This is a genomic window from Lunatimonas sp. (genome assembly GCF_020832325.1).
Taxonomy (GTDB): Bacteria; Bacteroidota; Bacteroidia; order Cytophagales; family Cyclobacteriaceae; genus Lunatimonas.
This window is the reverse complement of record NZ_JAFIEU010000029.1, coordinates 22,255-41,902: the sequence shown is the minus strand read 5'-3', so window position 1 is coordinate 41,902 and position 19,648 is coordinate 22,255. Positions and strand designations below refer to the sequence as shown.

Annotated in this window: 15 protein-coding genes; 5 read left to right on the top strand and 10 right to left on the bottom strand. The window is 50.9% G+C overall.

Translation table 11 applies throughout. The annotated features are described in order from the left end of the window. Nucleotides 1-66: 66 nt before the first annotated feature. Entirely contained in the window at nucleotides 67-2,979 is a 2,913-nt protein-coding gene (locus JJU34_RS11055; RefSeq protein ID WP_228692421.1) for a TonB-dependent receptor, read from the bottom strand. A gap of 251 nt (nucleotides 2,980-3,230) precedes the next feature. Continuing rightward, the gene (ytxJ, locus tag JJU34_RS11050) at nucleotides 3,231-3,569 is read right to left on the bottom strand and encodes a bacillithiol system redox-active protein YtxJ (RefSeq protein ID WP_228692420.1); all 339 of its coding nucleotides are present in this window, start codon (nucleotides 3,567-3,569) and stop codon (nucleotides 3,231-3,233) included. Nucleotides 3,570-3,779: 210 nt separating this feature from the next. On the opposite strand from ytxJ, the gene JJU34_RS11045 reads away from it, so the two are divergent. The 5 genes from JJU34_RS11045 (at nucleotide 3,780) to JJU34_RS11025 (ending at nucleotide 8,991) form a co-directional block, all read left to right on the top strand. Next, on the top strand, nucleotides 3,780-5,180 hold the full coding sequence (locus JJU34_RS11045; RefSeq protein WP_228692419.1) for a DUF4403 family protein: 1,401 nt from the start codon (nucleotides 3,780-3,782) through the stop codon (nucleotides 5,178-5,180). A gap of 734 nt (nucleotides 5,181-5,914) precedes the next feature. Continuing rightward, nucleotides 5,915-6,130 carry a hypothetical protein gene (locus JJU34_RS11040; RefSeq protein WP_228692418.1) on the top strand — a complete coding sequence of 72 codons (216 nt, stop codon included), beginning with the start codon at nucleotides 5,915-5,917 and terminating at the stop codon, nucleotides 6,128-6,130. A 781-nt stretch (nucleotides 6,131-6,911) separates the two neighbouring features. After that, nucleotides 6,912-7,205: a hypothetical protein gene (locus tag JJU34_RS11035; protein WP_228692417.1), complete on the top strand. Its 294-nt coding sequence runs from the start codon at nucleotides 6,912-6,914 to the stop codon at nucleotides 7,203-7,205. Nucleotides 7,206-7,361: 156 nt separating this feature from the next. Then, nucleotides 7,362-8,558 (top strand): DUF4221 family protein, encoded by a 1,197-nt coding sequence (locus tag JJU34_RS11030; RefSeq protein ID WP_228692416.1) that lies wholly within the window; start codon nucleotides 7,362-7,364, stop codon nucleotides 8,556-8,558. 154 nt (nucleotides 8,559-8,712) lie between these two features. After that, nucleotides 8,713-8,991, top strand: coding sequence for a hypothetical protein (locus JJU34_RS11025; RefSeq protein WP_228692415.1), 279 nt, complete (start codon nucleotides 8,713-8,715; stop codon nucleotides 8,989-8,991). A 613-nt stretch (nucleotides 8,992-9,604) separates the two neighbouring features. On the opposite strand, the gene JJU34_RS11020 is transcribed toward JJU34_RS11025, so the two are convergent. From JJU34_RS11020 to JJU34_RS10985, 8 genes are all read right to left on the bottom strand, one after another. Next, nucleotides 9,605-10,282 (bottom strand): 3'-5' exonuclease, encoded by a 678-nt coding sequence (locus tag JJU34_RS11020; RefSeq protein WP_228692414.1) that lies wholly within the window; start codon nucleotides 10,280-10,282, stop codon nucleotides 9,605-9,607. Between the two features lies 1 nt (nucleotide 10,283). After that, nucleotides 10,284-12,230: a DUF294 nucleotidyltransferase-like domain-containing protein gene (locus JJU34_RS11015; RefSeq protein WP_228692413.1), complete on the bottom strand. Its 1,947-nt coding sequence runs from the start codon at nucleotides 12,228-12,230 to the stop codon at nucleotides 10,284-10,286. Nucleotides 12,231-12,316: 86 nt separating this feature from the next. After that, the gene (acs, locus tag JJU34_RS11010; RefSeq protein WP_228692412.1) at nucleotides 12,317-14,212 is read right to left on the bottom strand and encodes an acetate--CoA ligase; all 1,896 of its coding nucleotides are present in this window, start codon (nucleotides 14,210-14,212) and stop codon (nucleotides 12,317-12,319) included. A gap of 49 nt (nucleotides 14,213-14,261) precedes the next feature. Continuing rightward, nucleotides 14,262-14,618 (bottom strand): response regulator, encoded by a 357-nt coding sequence (locus JJU34_RS11005; protein ID WP_228692411.1) that lies wholly within the window; start codon nucleotides 14,616-14,618, stop codon nucleotides 14,262-14,264. After that, complete coding sequence (locus tag JJU34_RS11000) at nucleotides 14,615-17,335, bottom strand: sensor histidine kinase (RefSeq protein WP_228692410.1); 2,721 nt, start codon at nucleotides 17,333-17,335, stop codon at nucleotides 14,615-14,617. The genes JJU34_RS11005 and JJU34_RS11000 overlap by 4 nt, the downstream gene beginning before the upstream one ends. After that, nucleotides 17,328-17,525, bottom strand: a complete 198-nt coding sequence (locus JJU34_RS10995; protein ID WP_228692409.1) for a hypothetical protein — start codon at nucleotides 17,523-17,525, stop codon at nucleotides 17,328-17,330. Before JJU34_RS10995 ends, JJU34_RS11000 begins: the two co-directional genes overlap by 8 nt. 142 nt (nucleotides 17,526-17,667) lie before the next feature. Next, complete coding sequence (locus tag JJU34_RS10990; RefSeq protein WP_228692408.1) at nucleotides 17,668-19,353, bottom strand: sodium:solute symporter family protein; 1,686 nt, start codon at nucleotides 19,351-19,353, stop codon at nucleotides 17,668-17,670. A 24-nt stretch (nucleotides 19,354-19,377) separates the two neighbouring features. Continuing rightward, complete coding sequence (locus JJU34_RS10985; protein ID WP_228692407.1) at nucleotides 19,378-19,641, bottom strand: DUF4212 domain-containing protein; 264 nt, start codon at nucleotides 19,639-19,641, stop codon at nucleotides 19,378-19,380. Nucleotides 19,642-19,648: the final 7 nt, after the last annotated feature.

Here is a 19,648-nt window from a genome sequence, read left to right as displayed (position 1 = left end):
AAAAAAGGGGGGCTGACTCGTGATGAGCAGCCCCCTTTTTCGATATATAAGAGAGTAAAAAAATGCTTACCAACTTCTGGCGCCGCCAGGTCGCATGCCTCCACCTCCACCAGGTCGCATTCCGGGGCCAAATCCTCCTTGGCCAGGTGCTTCCTCGGCTTTCTTGAAGTTGCCGATGATGTAAGTGAAGCTAAGCATGCCGTATCGGGTCAGGACATTTGAGAAAACGTCTGTGATGGCCACATCGGATACGGTTCGCGAGATGGCGTTGTTTTGGCTCAGTACATCGAACACAAACAGCTTCAGCTCGGCTTTGTTGTTTTTCATAAACCGGTAGCCGGCCTCTATGTTCCAAAGCCATACCGACTGGTCCAACCCTTCGGAGAGACCCCTATACAGCATGTTGTTGGCACTGTTGGCGATGAACAACTTGCCGTCGTTGGGGGAATAGTAAAACCGTAGGTTGCTGCTTTGGATGTAGTAGTTGTTATCCAGGTTGCTTTGCAGGCTGCTGTTTACCACGGTGTAGGTACCGTTGGTTGACAGTGTGAAGTCGACGTCTTTGCTGATGTTGCTGGCCAGGGTCACGCCACCACGGAAGTCGAAGTTTTCGTTTACATTCATCTGTCCGTTGATGATGCCGGGGGTGCGTCCGTAGCTCAAGCCTGGGTTGAAATTAACCTTGGTTTTCAGCTTGGGGATGCTGGTCCCATAGTTCACGAAAAAGCGGGTCATCCACTGTCCGTTTAGGTTTACAGGCCGGGTAATCTGTCCACCGCTCCGAAGCAGGACCTCGTTGTTGATCAAGGTGTCTTGGGTCGCTACGAAGGTGTTTGTGCCCACGAAGTTGTCGGTGATGGAGGCAAACAGGAACATAAAGAGGGTTTTGTTTTTCTCCATATCCACCTTCGACATGTTCAGAAAAAAGGTGTTGTTGAAGGCCTGTGCCAACTCGGGGTTACCCACTGTTAGGTTAAGTGGGTTGTTGTTGTTGATGACATTTTGAAGTTGGTTTACGCTGGGTTCCTGTGTTCGAGTGCGGTACCTGAACCGGTAACTGATGCCTTTTTCGGTTCGGTAATTGATCACGGCAGTAGGCAGGAAGTTGCGGAAATCCCGGTACACATTGCCCTCTTGGGGGAAAACGATGTCGTTGTCCAACACAGCGTATTGGTAGTCCATACTGACGTTGGCATTGAAGCCCTTGTGGCTATACATGTATCCCAAACCTGCCCGCTGGGTAAAGAAGCGATTGTCAAATTCGTTGCTCAGTGCGGTGTCCAACACCATGATGCCTTGCTCGTTGGCGAGCTGGAAGGTTTTTTGGTCCGCGGCGCTCTTGTTGTTTCCGAAGGAATACCGGGCAGTAGCTACCGATCGCTCGGAGATGGGTTCGGTATAGGTCAGGTTGATGTTGTAATTGAATCCGTCGGATAGAGCGGTTGTTTCTTGGATGAGCGTGTCTTGCGTAGAACGTACATAGTCCCTGTTTGCAGCGATTAGATCCGTGAGTTGGTCGCGCTTGTTGAGAGCAGTAAACACGTCGGTAGAGAGCGTTCTTCCCTTTTTCTCAAATTTATACCGGTAGGTTAGGGAGTTGGACAGGTTATACCCCTGGGTTTCGTTTTCGGTAGTCGTTCTGGTGGCACTCAGCGGGTCCAGTGCGCTATTCAGGTTTAACCCGTCCAAGTCACTGTAGCGGCTGTTGTTTTGAAAACTAAGCGAGGGACGGAGGATCAGGGCATTTTTATCGTTGATGTCGTATTCGATCATACCGTTCATCCGGTGGTTTCGGTTGTTGATCGAGGAAAGTTGGTTTTCCTGATAGAACTGTCGCTGCTGTTCGCTCAGGATAGTCTCGCGGTTGGTGATATCCAGCACCGCATTGTCTGTGTCGTTATAGAAGTAGCTGCCGGTAAAGTTTATTTTTTCGCCCCATTTGTCGCTGTAATTTAGCCCCAGGGAGTTTGTAGTCACGATACCGTTGTTTTGCGCTACGGCAAAGTTGCCGCCTCCGCCTCCGGGACCACCACCGCCACCGCCGGGTCTTCCACCGCCTCCACCTCGTCGGCCACCGCCGCCCATGGCACCGCTGGTGACACCCAGTAGGTCGTCAGAGGAGAAGTTTTGTTGGTTGACGTTGTTGAATAGCCCGATGATCGAGAATCGTTTGGCGCCTTTGAAAAAATTGATATTGCCACCAAGGGAATACCGGTCATCGGAACCATACCCGGCGTAAACACGGCCAAAGTGGCTATTGCGCATATTGCCTTTGGTGATAATATTGATCGTTTTAGCGTAGTTGCCGTCATCCAGTCCGGTGAGGCGGGACTGGTCGGAGCGCTGATCGAGTACCTGCACACTCTCGATCATGTCTGCGGGAAGGTTGCGCAGGGCAATGGAGGGGTCGTTGCCGAAAAACTCCCGGCCATCTACCAGGATGCGTTGTACCTGTTCGCCTTGTGCCTGCACCTGCCCGTTTTCGATCGTCACGCCTGGCAGTTTTCCAATGAGGTCTTCCGCCATGGCATTTTCGCGGGTTTTGAATGCATTGGCATTAAACACGGCGGTATCGCCTCTCATTTCGCCCACTGCGGCCTCCCCTTGGATCACCACCTCTCCCAGCAGCTTGCTATCCTCGCTGATGGCAATTACCCCCAAGTCTAGGGGAACACCCCTGCTCATATTACGGGTTACTTTTTCATAGCCCACGTAGGTGATTTCCAGCTTGAAGGATTGCATGCGGGGGTAGGCTATCTCAAATTTGCCGTCCATGCCGGTTACCGTGTTGCTCACCAGGGTGTCTCCCATGGTTTTGATCAGGATATTGGCTCCGATCAGTGGATCTTTTGTGGTACCCTCTACCACCTGCCCACGGATCATGGGCGTATCGCCTCCGGGGGCTCTTCGCTGCTGGGCTTCAAGAATCTGTAGACCAAAAAGGAATACGAAAAGTGTAGATAATGTAAATATTTTCATGTGTCTATAATTGTTTTTCAGCGGTCACATGGAATCTCGCATGGTCAATAGTCATTCTGTTGTTTGATGCCTACTTCATGCTCGATTTCATTTCTGATGTCTTGTTTGTCCCAGTTAGACACCGCTAGCCCGATGAAAGTTTAACGAGCCTTTTCAGAAAGGGTGTAGATTGTTTTAAATGGGTAAAAATCCCATTGGAAGGTTAAAAAAAGGGTTGGAAAAAATAAAAGGCAAAAAAAATCGGTCCAGGGTTAATTGGACCGATCCATTAGTTCTTGGTAACTGATGCCCATGTGGCTGGTGTCGTATACGGCCTCCCCGTTTTTTATCAGGATCACCTGTGGCGAGGCATGGGGTACGTCAAATCTGCTGGCGATGGCGTCGGAGATGCCCCGGTAAGCAATTAGGTCCAAATAGTAGGGAGCTACCTTTTGGCTGTCCTCTTCCTTCCAGCTACGTGTGATGCGGCTCCAGGCCATACTGCTGATCGAACAGCGCGTAGAATGTTTGAAAACCACCACCGGCCGCGTTTTGCTCTCTTCGATCAACTGATCGATTTGGGATAGTTCTTCCAGTTTTTTCCAACTCATGAGGACAATGTGTTTTGGGCCATTACAGCCTGCTGATACGATAGCTACAACTGAATGGAAGGTGATTTGAGTTCACCAGCGGAAAAAAAATTATACCCTTACGCTTTTCCGTGTTAACTTCGTTATAGTTTTGGCCCATGACGATCCACGGATAGGTCGGGGCCACCCGGTGTTTTTTGACACTGACCTCCCGATAACCCACCTTGATTTATGCGTTTTAGACAACTTTCAACCTATATTTTCCCGGGTATTCTCATCGTGGCCCTGTTGGGCTGCCGAAAGATTGACCCAGCCAAGCCTACCTATGTAGGAGAGCGGCAGCCCCTCCCCAAGGCGGTTTCCGAAATCAATCTCCGCCTGGCCCTGCCACTTTCCCTGTTTGAAAGCAAATTGAATGAGCAGTTGGGCGAAAGCCTTTTTTCCGAAAAAGGCATTGACCTCGGCAATGGGCTATTTTCCGATGTGACCGTGCTCAAGACGGGCCTGCTGCGGCTGTCAGCCACCGAATCGGGTAAGCTGCGGGTTACCCTTCCGGTTTTTTTGGATGGCAAAGTGAGCTTGGAGAAGCGCATTTTTGGGCAGGTAGTATCGGCGGGGGTGCCCTTTAAGGAATCCCTTACGCCACAGGTCAGTTTTCGTCCGCATTTGGGTGAAAACTGGGAGGTGGAGATCAACGAATTGGAAGTAGAAAGTTGGGGCAGATCCCTGCGTTATGACCTGTTGGGCTATTCGCTGGACCTGGAGCCGATCATGAAGCAGCAGCTTGGAAACATGCTGGAACGGAAGCTAGCCTCCAACCTGCTCGCCAGCCTAGACTTGCGGCGCATAGCAGAGCAAGCGTGGGAAGCTTATAGCGAGCCCATCGCCCTGCAAAGTAAGGGATTGTCGCTTTTTTTGACCGCGGTACCCGAGCGGGTGATGATCCGCGAGCAGTTTACCGAGGACCAGCAGCTGCTACTACATTTGGGTATAGACGGCGAAGTGTTCAGTCAGTTGAACCCACCGGCAGCACGTCCCAAGAGCCCACTGCCCAGGGTGTATCCCAACGACCGGGAGGAGAGCAGGGCAGTCATCACGCTCCCCTTGGCACTTTCCTACGCGTGGATGGATCAGTACCTTCAGGAGGAAATGGTGGGCAATGCCTTTCGGGTCGACAACCGGACGACGCTTATTCCGCATTCCTTTGCGACGCAGGCTTACGGTGACCGCGCGCTGGTTAGGATGGAGTTTACCGCAAAACGCACCCGGAAGAAGGATGTGAAAGGGGAGCTTTACTTGGTGGGGATGCCCGTGTATGACGAGGAAAAGCAGGCGGTCGTTTTTGAGGAAGTGGATTTTGATCTAAAAACCCAGCATTTTCTTACCAACAGCGCCAATTGGCTCAAGGGAGGCAAGATCCGTTCGGCGATCGAAAAGCAGGCGGTTTTTCCCATCGGAGATTACCTGGCGGAAGCAAGAAGGGAGCTCCGGGAGTTGGGCAGCTGGCAGACGGGCTTTGCAGATTTTTCGCTGGTAAGCCCCGAGCTGGAAGTGCAGGGCATCTACGTGACCGAAGAGGGCATTCAGGTTTACGTGCGGTCCATGGGAGATATCTCGGTGCGCATGAAGTAGTATCGGTTATCCTAGGGTGTAAGGGGGTTCCTGGCGTACTATTCAGCATGGCAGATGCCTCTGGATAGGTAGGTTAACGTATAATAGCTGTCTAGTTACAAGCTATGTGTAGTTGGGGCGGGCGGCTCCGGAGATATCCAAATCTAAAGCCCGTAAATCCATCCGCTGTCATATATGGCCTACGGGATTGGGGTATCGGGTGTGTATTAATCGGTGCCGGATACAGTAGGTTTTTGGTAAGATGGGATAAAAATGTATTTGCAATTCAAACCGGCTTCTCAATCCCGAAGGGATGAAAGGGTTATAGCCATCAAGAATCCAAGCTGTGGCAAACCCCGCAGGGGTGACATTGTTGACCGAGCGGGTTGCCGATTTCTTTGGTGTAAGTTTTGATTGCTGCCAAGCAGGGAATTTCCCCATCCAAGCTAATAGCGATGACTTCTCTACTGGGGCAAAAGGGGATCCTTCAATAGGGCAATCATCCTCTAAAATTCCCTTTTATTGCCATCAATAGTACATGAGATATATTACAAAAGGGCACTTTTTATTATCTTGTAGGATGGCAAAGCGATTCCACAACCTTCACGACCTCTTTGTTAGGGAGTCATTCTCCGATTCGGAAAGGGCTGTGGCATTCTTTGAGCGTTGTATATGCATTGAATGTTTCCGAAATTACCGAGGCCCAGTTAGGCGAGACAATACGATCAATTCCCGAACCTCTAAAAGAAAAAATCATGACAACCTACACCATGCTTATTGAAAAAGGCAAATCGGAGGGCAAGATTGAAGGAGAACAGATTGGAATTCAGAAGGGCAAGCTTGAGGAGAAAACCGAGGTTATCGTCAGCCTTTTTGATGAGGGGTTTGACGTGCCCAAAATTGCCAAAATCGTTAAATTGCAGGAGGAGGAAGTCGTCAGAATCCTCACTGAAAAGGGAAGGGTGAAATAAGAATACTCCTTAAGTTACGTATTTTGTTGCATGGTGCAGATGCAGTTTCAACCTACCCAATTGGCGCATATTAAATCCAAATTCCGTCCGTTAGCATATATATCACCCTTTCGGGGTTTTTTATCTTCGTATTTCCGGTGTTCTATAATACTGCCATCCCTTCGGGATTGGGGGACTGGGAGTATTTTAATCGGTGCCTTTATTAGGAGATTTTGGTAACACCGAATAATCATGCCATCCAAGATTAAATAGGTTATAAATCCCAAAGGGATGAAAGGGTTATAGCCATCAAGAATCCAAGCTGTGGCAAACCCCGCAGGGGTGGCATTTTTGACCGAGCGGGTTGCCGATTTCTTTGGTGTGGGTCTTGCGTAGGAGGAAGTACAACAAATCAAAGCAGTGCAGTTTCCCATGCGCCCCTGTTTTGGTCCTCGCTATGGTGGGAGCTGTATAGGGAGCATGGGAGGGATGGCGTGGAATCGACACTTGCTTGGTTGGGGGAGCAGGCTGCTCCCGGTCGGGCGAAAGATTGGTACGGTTATTTGGATGACTCCAATTAGCGCATACCGCTCAGTAAATGCCGGTAGGTACACCCCCTTGCCTACTGTGTTACGCTGTTACTCGGTAATCAAAATCAAGCATTAACTGGATGTAATATAGCTTAACTGCGATTAATTGTAATATAAATTAAAAATAACTTACTGATTACTTGTATAATTGGGTTTTTTTTTCTCACTTTCGATACCATACAATCAATTTTCACATTAAACCCAAAAATAGTATGGAAAAATTAGTCAATCAATCCAAAAGATGGATGGCTGTCCTAGGAGCAGTTGCGTTTTTGATGGTGGCCGGATGGCAGGTAGGCATTAGTGGCACCGAAGCGGTGTTTGCGGAGACAGAAGTGGCGTTGGAGAATGCGGTGGCGAATTCTGATGGCGGTGGACCCAATTCATATTGCTCGGTATCTTCAAACCCGGCAAATAACGAGGGCGGATGCCGCGAAAACCCATATGGAGGGGATGTGTGCGTGAAGTATAGTCATGGGCCCGCTTGCAGCGGGACAAGAAACTAAAAAAGTGCCATCTTTTAGTTGTCTTTTGGTCTCAAATGACTGTGGTATGTCTAAAGTTACTTTTAGAGCGCTAAGGTGAAAATATATTGGAACTTGAAGACAACTCTTTTTAAATTTCAGTGGGTTGATGTTTCGGCTCTATAATTTTATCCAAAGATGAAGAATTTTAGGCTCTTTTGTTTATTGATGCTGGTTGGTTTTACCTGCACCGAGAAGAAACCATTTAACGCCTATTTTCAGAAGGAAAATGCTTCGGTGTACAACAAGGCCATGGAACTGGTATCCCTGGAGATACTGGAATTTCCCCTGGATTCCAACCTTCGGTTTTCTACCTACTCCATTGGTGTATCCACCGTCGAGGGCAGGGAATACTTGAGTTTTCTGGATGCCGACCTTATGACGCTTATGATATTTGACTATACGGATACCCATAAGTTACATAAAGTCCAATTCGAATATGAAGGACCAAACGGGGTGGGAAATTTGGCAACCTCTGGACATTACCTTCATTCGTTTGACTCCATCTACCTATTCCATCACTGGTCTGGGGTTTTATTACATGCGACGGATTCGGGGGAAATCATTAATCGGTATCCACTTACAGACTACGGGAATACTCCAAAACTTCCGATGCCCTTCCCAAATACTGGCGCCCCTATGCTATATTCACAGGGAAAATTATTAATCCCCTGCACAATTACGCTGTATCAGAATGATTACCGGGACTATCCAAGCGCATTAAGCGTGGATTTGGCAACGAAGAAGGTAAATTACCTCAGTGTGTTCCCAGATTTATATAGCGAGGCATATTGGGGCAACAAATTCAAATACGAGCCAGCTATGGCCTATAATCCTACTACCGAGGAATTGGTCCTGAGCTACCCTGTGGATCATTTCCTGCAAAGCGTCAATCTTCGTACTGGGGAGGTGAGCCGGCACTTTGTAGGTTCTGAGCACTTTGAGGCAATCCCTCCTTTCAAGCAAGACATCTCCCACCATCTCAAGAGGGTAAAGGGTAGCCGGGATCTAGAAGAAGATGACCACGGCTCATCTACCTCCGATTACAGGGGAATATATTATGACCAGCATAATAACCTCTATTACCGGGTGGCGCTAATTAGGCCTTCTTTGGAAAGGTTATCCGTCTCAAGGGTGCCGGACTTTTCGATTATAATTCTCAATGAGCGCTTCGAGAAGTTGGGAGAGCGTTTATTTTCCTCAAAAGTCTACGATCCGTCGAAGGTTTTTCTATCTTCCACCGGTATCAACCTGTTCCGCAGGGATAAACACAATCAAGACGAAAACAAAATAGCTATTGAGGTATTTGAGCCGGTTATGGTCGGGGATATATAGGCCGCCGGTTTATACAGGGGTGCCTAAAAATTTTCGGGGTGCGGATGGATGTGCGGTCCGACGGGCGCTCATACGGGCAGTAGTTGGCGGACCGTCTCCCTTCGTAGGATCATCATTATCCAGTAATCATACATGTTGCTTTGACCAACCATCCATGAGAACAATTACCCTAAGTATTCATTTTTTAGTACTTTGTGTAGTTACGGCCTGTATTCCCCAAGCTGAGAGGATGATACTCCCCGATGAGCTTGAGGTGGTAAACCAGCAATCGGAAATGGACAGTGTCTGTATGACCTGTACCCACCAGGTTGTCGTATTTTACGATTTTGATCAGGGGAGCTTTTTCCCCTTTGGGAAGGAGTTTCTATGGGACCAAATGAAAGATCAATTTCGGGAGGTTGGCTTTATCTTCTATTTTTCAGGTAAGGAATAGGTAAATCGTCAAATTACCAGAGGAGGAAGTCCTAAAAATCCTCACTGAAAAGGGAAGGGTAGAATAAGAACACGCCTTCTTTTACCAATTTTTGTTGCATAGTGCGCATGAAGTTCTAACCCTCCCAATTGGGGTATATTAAATCCAAATTCCGTAAATCCGTCCGCTGCCATATGTATCACCCCTTTGGTGTTTTTTATCTTCGTATTTCCGGTGTTCTATAATACTGCCATCCCTTCGGGATTGGGGGACTGGGAGTATTTTAATCGGGGCCCATATTAGGAAATTTTGGAAACGCCGAATAATCATGCCATCCAAGATTAAATAGGTTCTCAATCCCGAATGGATGAAAAGAATATAGCCATCAAGAATCCAAGCTGTGGCAAACCCCGCAGGGGTGGCATTATTGACCACTGCTATCATTCCTGTCGTAAGTAGAAAAAAGAGCCGCCCGAAATCCATTTGCAAAGGCTAAAACTGACTCTTTTTTGGATCGAAATTCATGATAGCTTTCCGATAAGATCCGGCATAATAAATGCCTACGGTTACGTATCCCATGGTATATTAAGGATGTAGATGCAATCTACACCTAGTCGAGGGGTGGATTATCCTTTTAGGTTTCCATCAGTTCACCAAAAAAATGGATGCCTTTGTCGGAGGCCTTGCGTAGCAGCTTGATCAGTAGCTGCGCCGTGGCAAAGGCGTCTCCGGCGGCGGTGTGGCGGTCGTCCAGGCTTACGCCGTACCGTTGGCACATGGCATCGAGCGAAAAGTCTTTATAATTGATCATGCGGGGATCTGTGTGCTTTCCCAGCTCCAGGCGTATGCCCAGCTCCAGGGTGTCGATCACGGGGTTTTCGATTTTTGCCAACCCATAATCGCGGCCTGCCCGCTCCAGCATCGCCAGGTCAAAGCCCAGGTGATGACCGACCAAGACATGGTTTGACGCATCCCTCAGAAAAGTACGGATCAGTTCTTCGCGGCTGCTATACGATAGTGTGGGTAACAGTTCGTGTACTTTTATGGCTTCGGGAGAGGTTTTTTTGGCATGGAGGTACATTTCCCGGGCCTGTTGCAGGGGGATGCTGTTGCCTTTTACACAGACGGACCCATAGGAGAGGATGTAATCGGATTTGGGATCCAGGCCGGTGGTTTCGGTGTCCACTACCAAAAAGGTCAGCTCAGCAATGCGTTTTTCCTTCGGAATAGCCCTGGCCACCTCCCGTTGGTAGGCTATAACGAAATCCCTCGGCTCGGGCGCAGAAGGGGAGAAGATCCGCCACCACGCCATATCAGTTACCGAAATAATCCAGTTGGAAACGTACCTTGATGATCTTTTGCAGTTCATCGATGGGAAAGAAGGCATTTTTCAGCAGCTGCCGCTGAAGTTTCCCCAGCTTTTCGGGCTGGATGTACCGGCCCGAGGTGCCGCTGGCAAGCCCCTCGATGGCGCGTATGCGCATAAAGATCTCGTAGGCCCTGCCTGCTTCCAGAAAGAGCTCCTGCTGACTTGGCTCCAGATCTGCCAGCTTTTCGAAGCGCTTAAAGGTATTGTTGATCCCTACCTGCCGGTGGCTGAGCATCAGCAGCCTGGCGGCGTCGGCCAGCGGCATCATGGCGCGGAGCTTGATGTCAAACTTGTCCCGGTGCTCGCCGGATTTTTCGACGATAAAGTTCCGGAAAAAGCCCAAGGGAGGTGGATTCAGCAGGGCATTTTTCGCGAAGAAATTGAGAAAAAGCTTTTCCTGCTCTATTTCCGCATACACATGATCGGTCAGTTGCAGCGCAAGGTCTGCATCACCGGCGACGGGGCGATAGTCAAAGAACACAGTGGCCAACATAAGGGACTCGTGGTCAGGGTGCCGAATCCAGTTGCTGAAATACCCCTTCCATACACTCAGGGGCTGGCACCACTTGGGATTGTTGGCCATCATGTCGGCGGGGCAGGGCGCAAATCCGCAGGCAAAGAGGATGTCCATCACGTCCCTGGCGACGAGGTGAAAGAAGCTGAGGGCCTGGCTTTTCATCGATTCCGGTACATCCGCATAGATCAGGGCATTGTCCAGATCGGTGCGCAGTAACTGTTCGCCTCTGCCTTCGGACCCTAGGCCCAGGAAGCAATAGGGGATGGAGGCCATTTCGGGAAAGGCCTTGAGGTGTTTTTGGCGGGCCATCTGCATGGCACGCTGCACGATGATGTCGTTGATCTCGGTGATGATACCGGCGATAAAGTCTATGGAAATCTCGTTTTCGAGGTAGTAGTGCAGCAAAAGTTCCGCTTGGTCGCGCAGCTTTGCGATCTCCTGGATATGGTCGGTGCCCTGTAGCGCGTGGATGATGACCGCGGGACTGTTGCCCTGTGAAAGCAGGATGTCGTGGTCGGAAATGATCCCCACCAGGGCGCTTTGGTCGGTTCCGTCTTCGGTGATCAGCAGGTGGTGCAGGCGGTGCTTGATCATGGTCAGGTACACATGTGCGAAGTCATCTTCCTTGCGGGTGGTCATCACCGGGGAACTCATGATCTCGGCTACCTCCGTGTCGTAGGGTTTTCCTTGGGCAACCAGCCGGCTTCGCAGGTCTTTGTCGGTGACTATGCCGACCGGAAACCGACGCTCATCTACGACGATGATGGAACCCACGCCTTTTTGGCTCATTTTTTTAGCGGCATGGCCCACGGTGTCTTCTTCCCGGCAGGTAAGTACGGGTGCGGAATAGCGCACGCTGGACTGCCCCGAAAAGAGCATGAGCCCATTGTCCTGGGCCGGTTTGGAGAAAAGCTTGTTGGCCTGCTGGGATTGGGAGAGATCGGTGCGGACGACCACCTGTCCGGAAGCGAATCCGGCAGCAAAGTACATGCTCACCCGGTTGTTTTGCTGCATGATTACCTCAAACACCTGCACGGGAATCGCATACACGAGGCTGTTCTCGGCTGCTTGGGCGGTAAGGATGTAGGGTCTTTTGCCCAACAAGGCCAAGACGCCGAATACATCCCCCTCATCACAATGCTCCCGAATGACAGATTCCTCACCCACGCGGTCGGAGAGGTGTATGGCACCCTCGCGTACGACGAAGAAATGCTTTTTCGCAGGGTCGCCTTTTTCGAAGAGTAAGTCGCCCTTCTCGAAATACTGTAGTTCCACCTCACCGGCTACGCGCAGCAGCATTTCTTCGGACAAGAAGCTGAAAGGAGGGTATTTTCTGAGAAATTCTCGTACGCGGTTTACGATTACATTTGCCATGCATGGGTAGTCAGAACATGTAAAAATAGAAAAAGAGCAGCCACTTTCCATGGCTGCCGTTTTTTCCAAAGATAGATACAATCTCTCTATACCCTGCCGGCGATAATCTGCTCCACTACTTCCGGATCGAGCAGTGTGGAGGTGTCGCCCATACTATCCAGGCTGCCTTCTGCTACCTTTCGCAGGATGCGGCGCATGATTTTACCGGATCGGGTTTTGGGTAGCCCTGGCACAATCTGGATTTTGTCCGGCTTGGCGATGGGTCCAATAATTTTGGTTACCGTGTCCTTGATTTCACTGACTAGGTTTTCTGCCGTACGGTTTTTCATATCGCAGATCACGTAGGCATAGATCCCCTGACCTTTGACCTCGTGGGGGTACCCTACCACGGCAGACTCGATCACGAGCGGATGTTCGTTGATGGCATTCTCCACCTCGGCAGTTCCCATGCGGTGCCCCGATACGTTGATCACATCATCTACCCGTCCCAGGATGCGGTAGTAGCCGTCGTGGTCGCGTTTGACCCCGTCGCCGGTGAAGTATTTGTTTTTATAGGCTGCAAAATACGTTTGCTGACAGCGCTCGTGGTCCCCGTAGGTGGTGCATAGCATGCCCGGCCAGGGGAATTTTACGCAGAGGTTGCCTTCCACGGCGTTGCCGGTGAGTTCATTGCCATCGGGATCCATGATGGCGAGCTGAATGCCGGGAAGCGGAAGGGTAGCATATGCGGGCTTGGTGGGCGTGATGCCTGCCAGGGGTGATACCATGATGCCACCGGTTTCCGTTTGCCACCAGGTATCCACGATAGGGCAGCGGGTTTTACCTACATGGGTATGGTACCAATGCCAAGCTTCTTCGTTGATGGGTTCCCCTACCGATCCCAGTACTTTCAGCGAGTCCAGCGAGTAGGCCTCCAAGGGTTCCGTGCCGTGGGCCTGCAAGGCCCGTATAGCGGTGGGGGCAGTGTAAAATTGGTTCACCTGGTATTTGTCCACAATGGCCCAGAACCTGCCTGCATCGGGAAAAGTGGGAACCCCTTCAAACATGATGGAAGTGGCACCTGCCAGCAGTGGTCCGTACACAATATAGGAGTGTCCGGTGATCCATCCTATATCCGCCGTACACCAATATACATCTCCTGGCGAGTACTGAAACACGTTTTCGAAGCTGTACTTGGTGTAGACCATGTAGCCACCTGTGGTATGCACCACGCCTTTGGGCTTGCCGGTGGATCCCGAAGTATACAGGATAAAGAGCATGTCTTCACTGTCCATGGTTTCCGCCTTGTGGGTTTCGGCCTGACCCTCCACACAGTCGTGCCACCAGGCGTCCCGTCCATCGACCATGCGGACTTCCTGCTTGGTGCGCTGGTATACGATGACATTTTGCACGGTAGTGGTTTTTTCGAGGGCTTCGTCTACCACGGCCTTCACTGGGATTTTTTTGGCACCGCGGAAGTTGCCGTCTGCGGTGATGACCATCTTGGCCTCGCAATCATTGATACGGTCTGCCAGTGCGGTGCTGGAAAAACCCGCAAATACTACCGAATGGATAGCACCCACCCGGGCGCAAGCCAGCATGGCAATCGCAGCTTCCGGTACCATGGGCATGTAGATGATGACCTTGTCCCCTTTTTGAACACCTTTTTCCTGTAGGGCATTGGAGAAGCGGCAAACTTCCCGGTACAGGTCGTGGTAGGTAAGTGTGCGCCCCTCTTCGTTCGGGTCATTCGGTTCCCAGATAATGGCTGGGCGATCTCCAATGGTATACAGGTGGCGTTCGAGTATGTTTTCGGTGATGTTCAGCTTGGCATTTACAAACCACTTCACATCGGGTCCTTCAAAGTTCCAATCCAATACTTTGTCCCAGCGTTTTCTCCAATGAAAGGAATCGGCAATCCGGGCCCAAAATTCCTCGGGCTGGGAGACGCTCTTCTGATACTCATGGAAGTAACCGCTGAGGGTATGAATTCTGTCGCTCATAATCTGATCTATTTTAGGTTATTATCTAATATGGAATGAATGACTGTGGTTAGTTTAGGAGCAGCTTTACCCGCCGTACCAGCTCTTTGTTCGAAAAGGGCTTGGTGAGGTACAGATCGGCTCCCAGGGCCAAACCGGCCTCGATATCGGCGGTCTTGCTTTTGGCGGAAAGAAAGACCACCTTGACGTGATCAAAATGTTCCTTCACATGGGTGCATACTTGATAACCGTCTACATTGGGCATCATGATGTCCAATACAATGAGATCTGGCGGCCCGGCTGCAATCTGCTCCATGGCTTCGGCGCCGTCCCGCGCGATGCGCACATCGTAGGCTTCCTTGCGGAAGAGAAACTCCAGCGAAAGGAGGATGTTGGGTTCGTCGTCTACGAGCAGTATCTGTTTCATCTGTTTATTGAATCTGTTGTTGATGGCAAAGCCGGTATACGTACCCGGAAACATGTAAGCCCATCGCACCGGTCTACCGCAAGGGTGCCACCGTGATGCTCCACGATGCGCTTGGAAATGGGTAGCCCGAGTCCGCTGCCCTTGGGTTTTCGGGATCCCTGATTTTTTGCTTGGTAAAACTTGTCAAAGATCAGTGGAATTTCTTCCAAAGGAATCCCCGGGCCGTCGTCACTGACAGTTAGCTCAAAGTTACCGTTTTTATAACGTACTTCTACCAAAATTTTAGATTTGGCAAATTTTGTCGCATTGCCCAGTAAGTTCAGGAAAACCTGTCTCAAACGGTCCCTGTCCACGTACGCAGTGGGCAGGTTGGCGTCGGTTTTTACCTCCGCATGCAGCCCTTGCTCCGTCAGGGCCCCCTCCAGCGACTCAAGGGTGTCCCGCATCAAGGCTCCCAGATGTGTGGGTTCCTTTCGCAGCGATTGCTGTCCGGAATCAAACCGCTCCAAGTCCAGTACCTGATCGATAAGACGGCCCATGCGCTCCGTTTCGTTTACGATTATGGACAGAAAACGTTTTTGATCCGATTCATCCAGCCCGGGCTCCTGCAGGATTTCCGCAAATGCCCGGATCGAAGTGATTGGTGTCTTCATCTCGTGGGTGACCGTAGAGATGAATTCATCCTTTAGCGCGTCGGTTAGTTGCAGGTTTTCGTTGGCTTCGCGTAACTTTTGGGAAGTCTCCTCCAGTCGGCGTGTGGCTTCCTGAAGTTCCTTGTTGAGTTGTTTCAACCCCTGCGTTTCTTCCAGTAGGTGGATAAGCTCCTCCAGGGATATCTCCTCTTCCTTGGCAACCGAAGCCACCATGATGTGGGCCGCTGCGGTACCGATTACCCCGGAAAGCAAGCGTTCGAGGTAATTGACCAATGCCGGGTCGGCAAACCCCGACATAGAGGCAGGCTTTCCATGTTTCTTTTCGTACTTTTTGATGGCCTTTTCGGTTTTTTCCTGTCCCAGAAAGCGGATCAGCAGTTCTCGCAGATCGCCTGCCATCGCTTTGCCGCGCCAGATCACCGCATCATCCAAACGCTGGCTAAGGGCAAAGATGTCTACAAATACCGCGGCCTCGTTATGCTCTTTCGAACTTTGCCGGGAATAGATAGAAAGGAACACGTACACGAGGCTGTTGGCCAGCAGGCTAAAAAAGAAGCCATGTGCCACCGTACTCATATCCTCCATCCCCAGCAGGGAGGTGGGGCGTAACAGGCCCAGACCAAACGGACCTTTTTCTATAAGGTCTTGAGAGAGGAATCCGGCGTCGGCCATGCCTGGTAGGATCAGCGTATAAAACCACAGGAGAAATCCGGTTAACATGCCACCTATCGCACCCGGACGGGAGCCCTGCTTCCAATATATCCCCCCCAAGATGGAGGGGGCCAGCTGGGCAATGGCCACGAAGGAAATCAGCCCAATGGAAACCAAGCTTAGCTGAGTGCCCAGGTAGCGGTAAAACAGGTATCCGAACCCCAGGATGATGAAGATGCTGCCCCGCCGTACCTGAAATACCAGCCGGTCCAGTCGAAGAATACCCCCGTCAGTTTGCTTGGCATTGGGTACCAGGACAGGAAGCACGAGGCTGTTGCTGACCATGGTGCTCAATGATATCACCGCCACGATGATCATGCTGGTGGCGGCGGAGAATCCCCCCAAGTAGACCAGCATGGCCAGCCAAGGCTGCTCGAAAGCAAGGGGAAAGGCCAATACGTAGGTGTCTGCGTCGGTCCCATCCATCGGAAAAAGGGTGCGCCCACCCACCGCAACGGGCAGCACAAACAGGTTGATGAGCAGCAGGTAGGCTGGAAAAAGCCACATGGCTTTCAGCAGGTGTTTCTCGTCGGTATTTTCGATGACCGCCATGTGGAATTGCCGGGGGAGAAATAAAATCGCCACCATGGATAGCAGGCCTATCCAAAACCAATCCGAGACGCCGGTATCGTCAAAGCGATATAAATGGTCCAACCCGGAGGCTGCCCCACGTTCAAAAATATCGGCGAATCCGTCAAAGGCGACAAAGCTAACAAACACACCCACCGCGAGGAATGCAATGAGTTTAAAGACCGATTCGAACGCAACGGCCATGACCAGCCCTTCTCTTCGAGCCGTAGCTTCGATGTGGCGGGTGCCAAAAAAAGTGGTGAATGCCGCCAGGCCCAAAGCCAAATAGAAGGCGGTGTCGAGGTAGATGGGTAAGGTTTGGCCTGCCGTGGAGCCGCGGTTGATGAGGATGTCAAAAGATTGGGTAATGGCCTTTATCTGCAAGGCGAGGTAGGGCATGATGCCAAAGAGGCAAATGACTGTGACCAGACCACCTACGAAGACGTCTTTTCCGTACCGGGCAGAGACAAAGTCGGCCAAGGTTGCAAATTGTTTGAGTTTGGATATACGGATGATTTTTCGCATCACCAGCCACCAAAGCGGTGCACACAGAGTCGGGCCTATGTAGACTGCTAGGTAGGAGATGCCTTTTTCGGCGGCATTGCCCACACTGCCGTAGTAAGTCCAGGCACTGCAATAGACCGCCAATGTGAGGGTATAGACGTAGGGGTTATTGGAGACCGCCCAGCCTCTCTTGGACCGATTGTCCGTCAAGTAGGCGATGGCAAAAAGCAGGGCCAGGTAGCCGAAAGTGAACGCTATGACTACAGCAGGTTCAAACATGGTCTTGGTTATCCCGGGAGCGCAGGGCTGCGTATGTGATAAGGATCAATCCCAGCCAGGAAGCAAATACGGAGAAGAACAAAACCGGTATTCCCCACACCGTACCGCCGCGGTCAAACAGCGTGATCAATGGGTAGTTAAATACCACCAGTCCCAGAAGGAAGGCTGTGACAAGTTTTTGGTTTCGCATTTTCCGTGGTCTCTGCCAACCGATTTTCGGAGGGCTTGTGATTTTGGGATAAGTTAAGGATTTCTTTTGCAGGTAAAAAGGCAGCAGGCACGGAAACGGGGTTTCTGTACCTGCTGCCGGTAGGGGTTAGTGGTTTTTATTATCAGTGATCGTGGGCTTGGCCTGCGCCACGTGGTATCCGTATCTCCTGAATCATGTCCTGTACGGCCTGTGGCGGCGCGGGGGTGAACATGGAAACTGCAAAGCAGGCGATGAAGTTGATCAACATGCCGATGCTTCCGATGCCTTCGGGGGAGATGCCAAACCACCAGTGTTCGGCGGTATTCAGTTCCGGCTGAATAAATTTGAAGAAGATGATATACCCCATGGTGAATATCAGTCCCGAAATCATACCGGCGATGGCCCCTTCCTTGTTCATCCGAGTGGAAAAAATACCCATGATGATAACCGGAAAGAAGGAAGCTGCGGCAAGTCCGAAGGCAAAGGCCACCACTTCGGCCACAAAGCCTGGAGGGTTTACACCGAAATATCCGGCGATTACCACAGCTGTGGCCGCAGATAGGCGCGCGATCCGAAGTTCTTTCTTTTCACTCATGTTGGGCGAAAACGTTCGGAACAGGTCCCGAGATACCGAGGTAGAGATCACCAATAGGAGTCCCGCTGCTGTGGAGAGCGCTGCGGCCATGCCACCGGCGGCCACCAAGCCTACCACCCAGTTGGGGAGTTTGGCAATTTCGGGTGCAGCCAGCACCATGATGTCTTTGTCAATGTTAAGTTCATTGGTGTCGGCATAGGGTGTATACCTGACCATCCCGTCTCCGTCTTTGTCGTCCACGGTGATCAGATTCGTTTTTTGCCAGTTTTCGACCCATACCGGTAGTTGGTCCACGGGCTTGTTGGCCACGGTTTCGATGGCATTGTAGATTCCAAAGGCGGCTACAGCAGGTGCTGTGGTATACAGGATGGCAATGAACACCAGGGCATAGCCCGCTGACAGGCGGGCGTCTTTGACCCGAGGGACTGTAAAGAAGCGGACGATCACGTGGGGAAGCCCGGCAGTGCCGACCATCAGTGCCAGGGTAATGGCAAAGATGTCCGCTACCGGTTTGCGCCCGGATGTATACTCGGCAAAGCCTAGATCACCCAATACCCCGTCCAATTTGTCCAAGAGGTATTCACCCCCTTCTACGGTGCCGCCCAGGCCTACCTGTGGGAGGATGTTGCCGGTAAGCTGCATGGAGACGAAAATGGCGGGAACCATAAAGGCAAAAATCAGCACACAGTATTGGGCCACCTGGGTGTAGGTGATTCCCTTCATCCCTCCCAATACGGCATAGAAGAACACGATCATCATACCGATGATTACCCCGGTATTGATGTCCACTTCGAGGTAACGGGAAAATACGATCCCTACCCCGCGCATCTGTCCGGCCACGTAGGTAAAGGAGATAAACAGGGCACAAAAGACAGCTACTACCTTGGCTTTATTGGAGTAATAGCGGTCTCCGACAAAATCCGGAACGGTAAACTTACCGAACTTTCGCAGGTAGGGTGCCAGCAGCAGGGCCAACAGCACGTAGCCGCCCGTCCATCCCATGAGATAGACCGAACCGTCGTAGCCACTAAAGGCAATGATCCCCGCCATGGAGATAAAGGAGGCTGCCGACATCCAGTCAGCAGCAGTAGCCATGCCGTTGGCCAAGGGAGAAACCCCGCCGCCTGCGGTGTAGAACTCCTTGGTGGAAGAGGCCCGGGTATAGATGGCAATGCCGATGTATAGTGCGAAGGATAATCCTACCAAAATGTAGGTCCAGGTTAAAATTTCCATGCTTTTAGGATATGGGGTTTGGGTTTACTTTTCGTTTACATCAAATTCCTCGTCCAGCTTGTTCATCAGGTAGACGTAGACAAAGATGAGAATGACAAAGGTGAATATGGAGCCTTGTTGGGCAAACCAGAATCCAAGTTTGAAGCCGCCCAGGCGAAAGGCGTTGAGCGGTTCTGCCAGTAGAATGCCGAACCCGAAGGAAACGGCAAACCAGATGGCAAGCAGGGACAAAACAATCTTGATGTTTCGTCGCCAGTAATCTTTCATGCGTTGTTTTTGGTTTTCCATGGTTTAT

What these genes read in the sequence shown, in the direction of transcription:
- JJU34_RS11000 (WP_228692410.1), bottom strand. Translation starts at nt 17,335, where the DNA reads ATGTTTGAACCTGCTGTAGTCATAGCGTTCACTTTCGGCTACCTGGCC.
- JJU34_RS10995 (WP_228692409.1), bottom strand. Translation starts at nt 17,525, where the DNA reads ATGCGAAACCAAAAACTTGTCACAGCCTTCCTTCTGGGACTGGTGGTA.
- acs (WP_228692412.1), bottom strand. Translation starts at nt 14,212, where the DNA reads ATGAGCGACAGAATTCATACCCTCAGCGGTTACTTCCATGAGTATCAG.
- JJU34_RS11020 (WP_228692414.1), bottom strand. Translation starts at nt 10,282, where the DNA reads ATGGCGTGGTGGCGGATCTTCTCCCCTTCTGCGCCCGAGCCGAGGGAT.
- JJU34_RS11005 (WP_228692411.1), bottom strand. Translation starts at nt 14,618, where the DNA reads ATGAAACAGATACTGCTCGTAGACGACGAACCCAACATCCTCCTTTCG.
- JJU34_RS10990 (WP_228692408.1), bottom strand. Translation starts at nt 19,353, where the DNA reads ATGGAAATTTTAACCTGGACCTACATTTTGGTAGGATTATCCTTCGCA.
- JJU34_RS11030 (WP_228692416.1), top strand. Translation starts at nt 7,362, where the DNA reads ATGAAGAATTTTAGGCTCTTTTGTTTATTGATGCTGGTTGGTTTTACC.
- JJU34_RS11015 (WP_228692413.1), bottom strand. Translation starts at nt 12,230, where the DNA reads ATGGCAAATGTAATCGTAAACCGCGTACGAGAATTTCTCAGAAAATAC.
- JJU34_RS11040 (WP_228692418.1), top strand. Translation starts at nt 5,915, where the DNA reads ATGACAACCTACACCATGCTTATTGAAAAAGGCAAATCGGAGGGCAAG.
- JJU34_RS10985 (WP_228692407.1), bottom strand. Translation starts at nt 19,641, where the DNA reads ATGGAAAACCAAAAACAACGCATGAAAGATTACTGGCGACGAAACATC.
- JJU34_RS11025 (WP_228692415.1), top strand. Translation starts at nt 8,713, where the DNA reads ATGAGAACAATTACCCTAAGTATTCATTTTTTAGTACTTTGTGTAGTT.
- JJU34_RS11045 (WP_228692419.1), top strand. Translation starts at nt 3,780, where the DNA reads ATGCGTTTTAGACAACTTTCAACCTATATTTTCCCGGGTATTCTCATC.
- JJU34_RS11055 (WP_228692421.1), bottom strand. Translation starts at nt 2,979, where the DNA reads ATGAAAATATTTACATTATCTACACTTTTCGTATTCCTTTTTGGTCTA.
- ytxJ (WP_228692420.1), bottom strand. Translation starts at nt 3,569, where the DNA reads ATGAGTTGGAAAAAACTGGAAGAACTATCCCAAATCGATCAGTTGATC.
- JJU34_RS11035 (WP_228692417.1), top strand. Translation starts at nt 6,912, where the DNA reads ATGGAAAAATTAGTCAATCAATCCAAAAGATGGATGGCTGTCCTAGGA.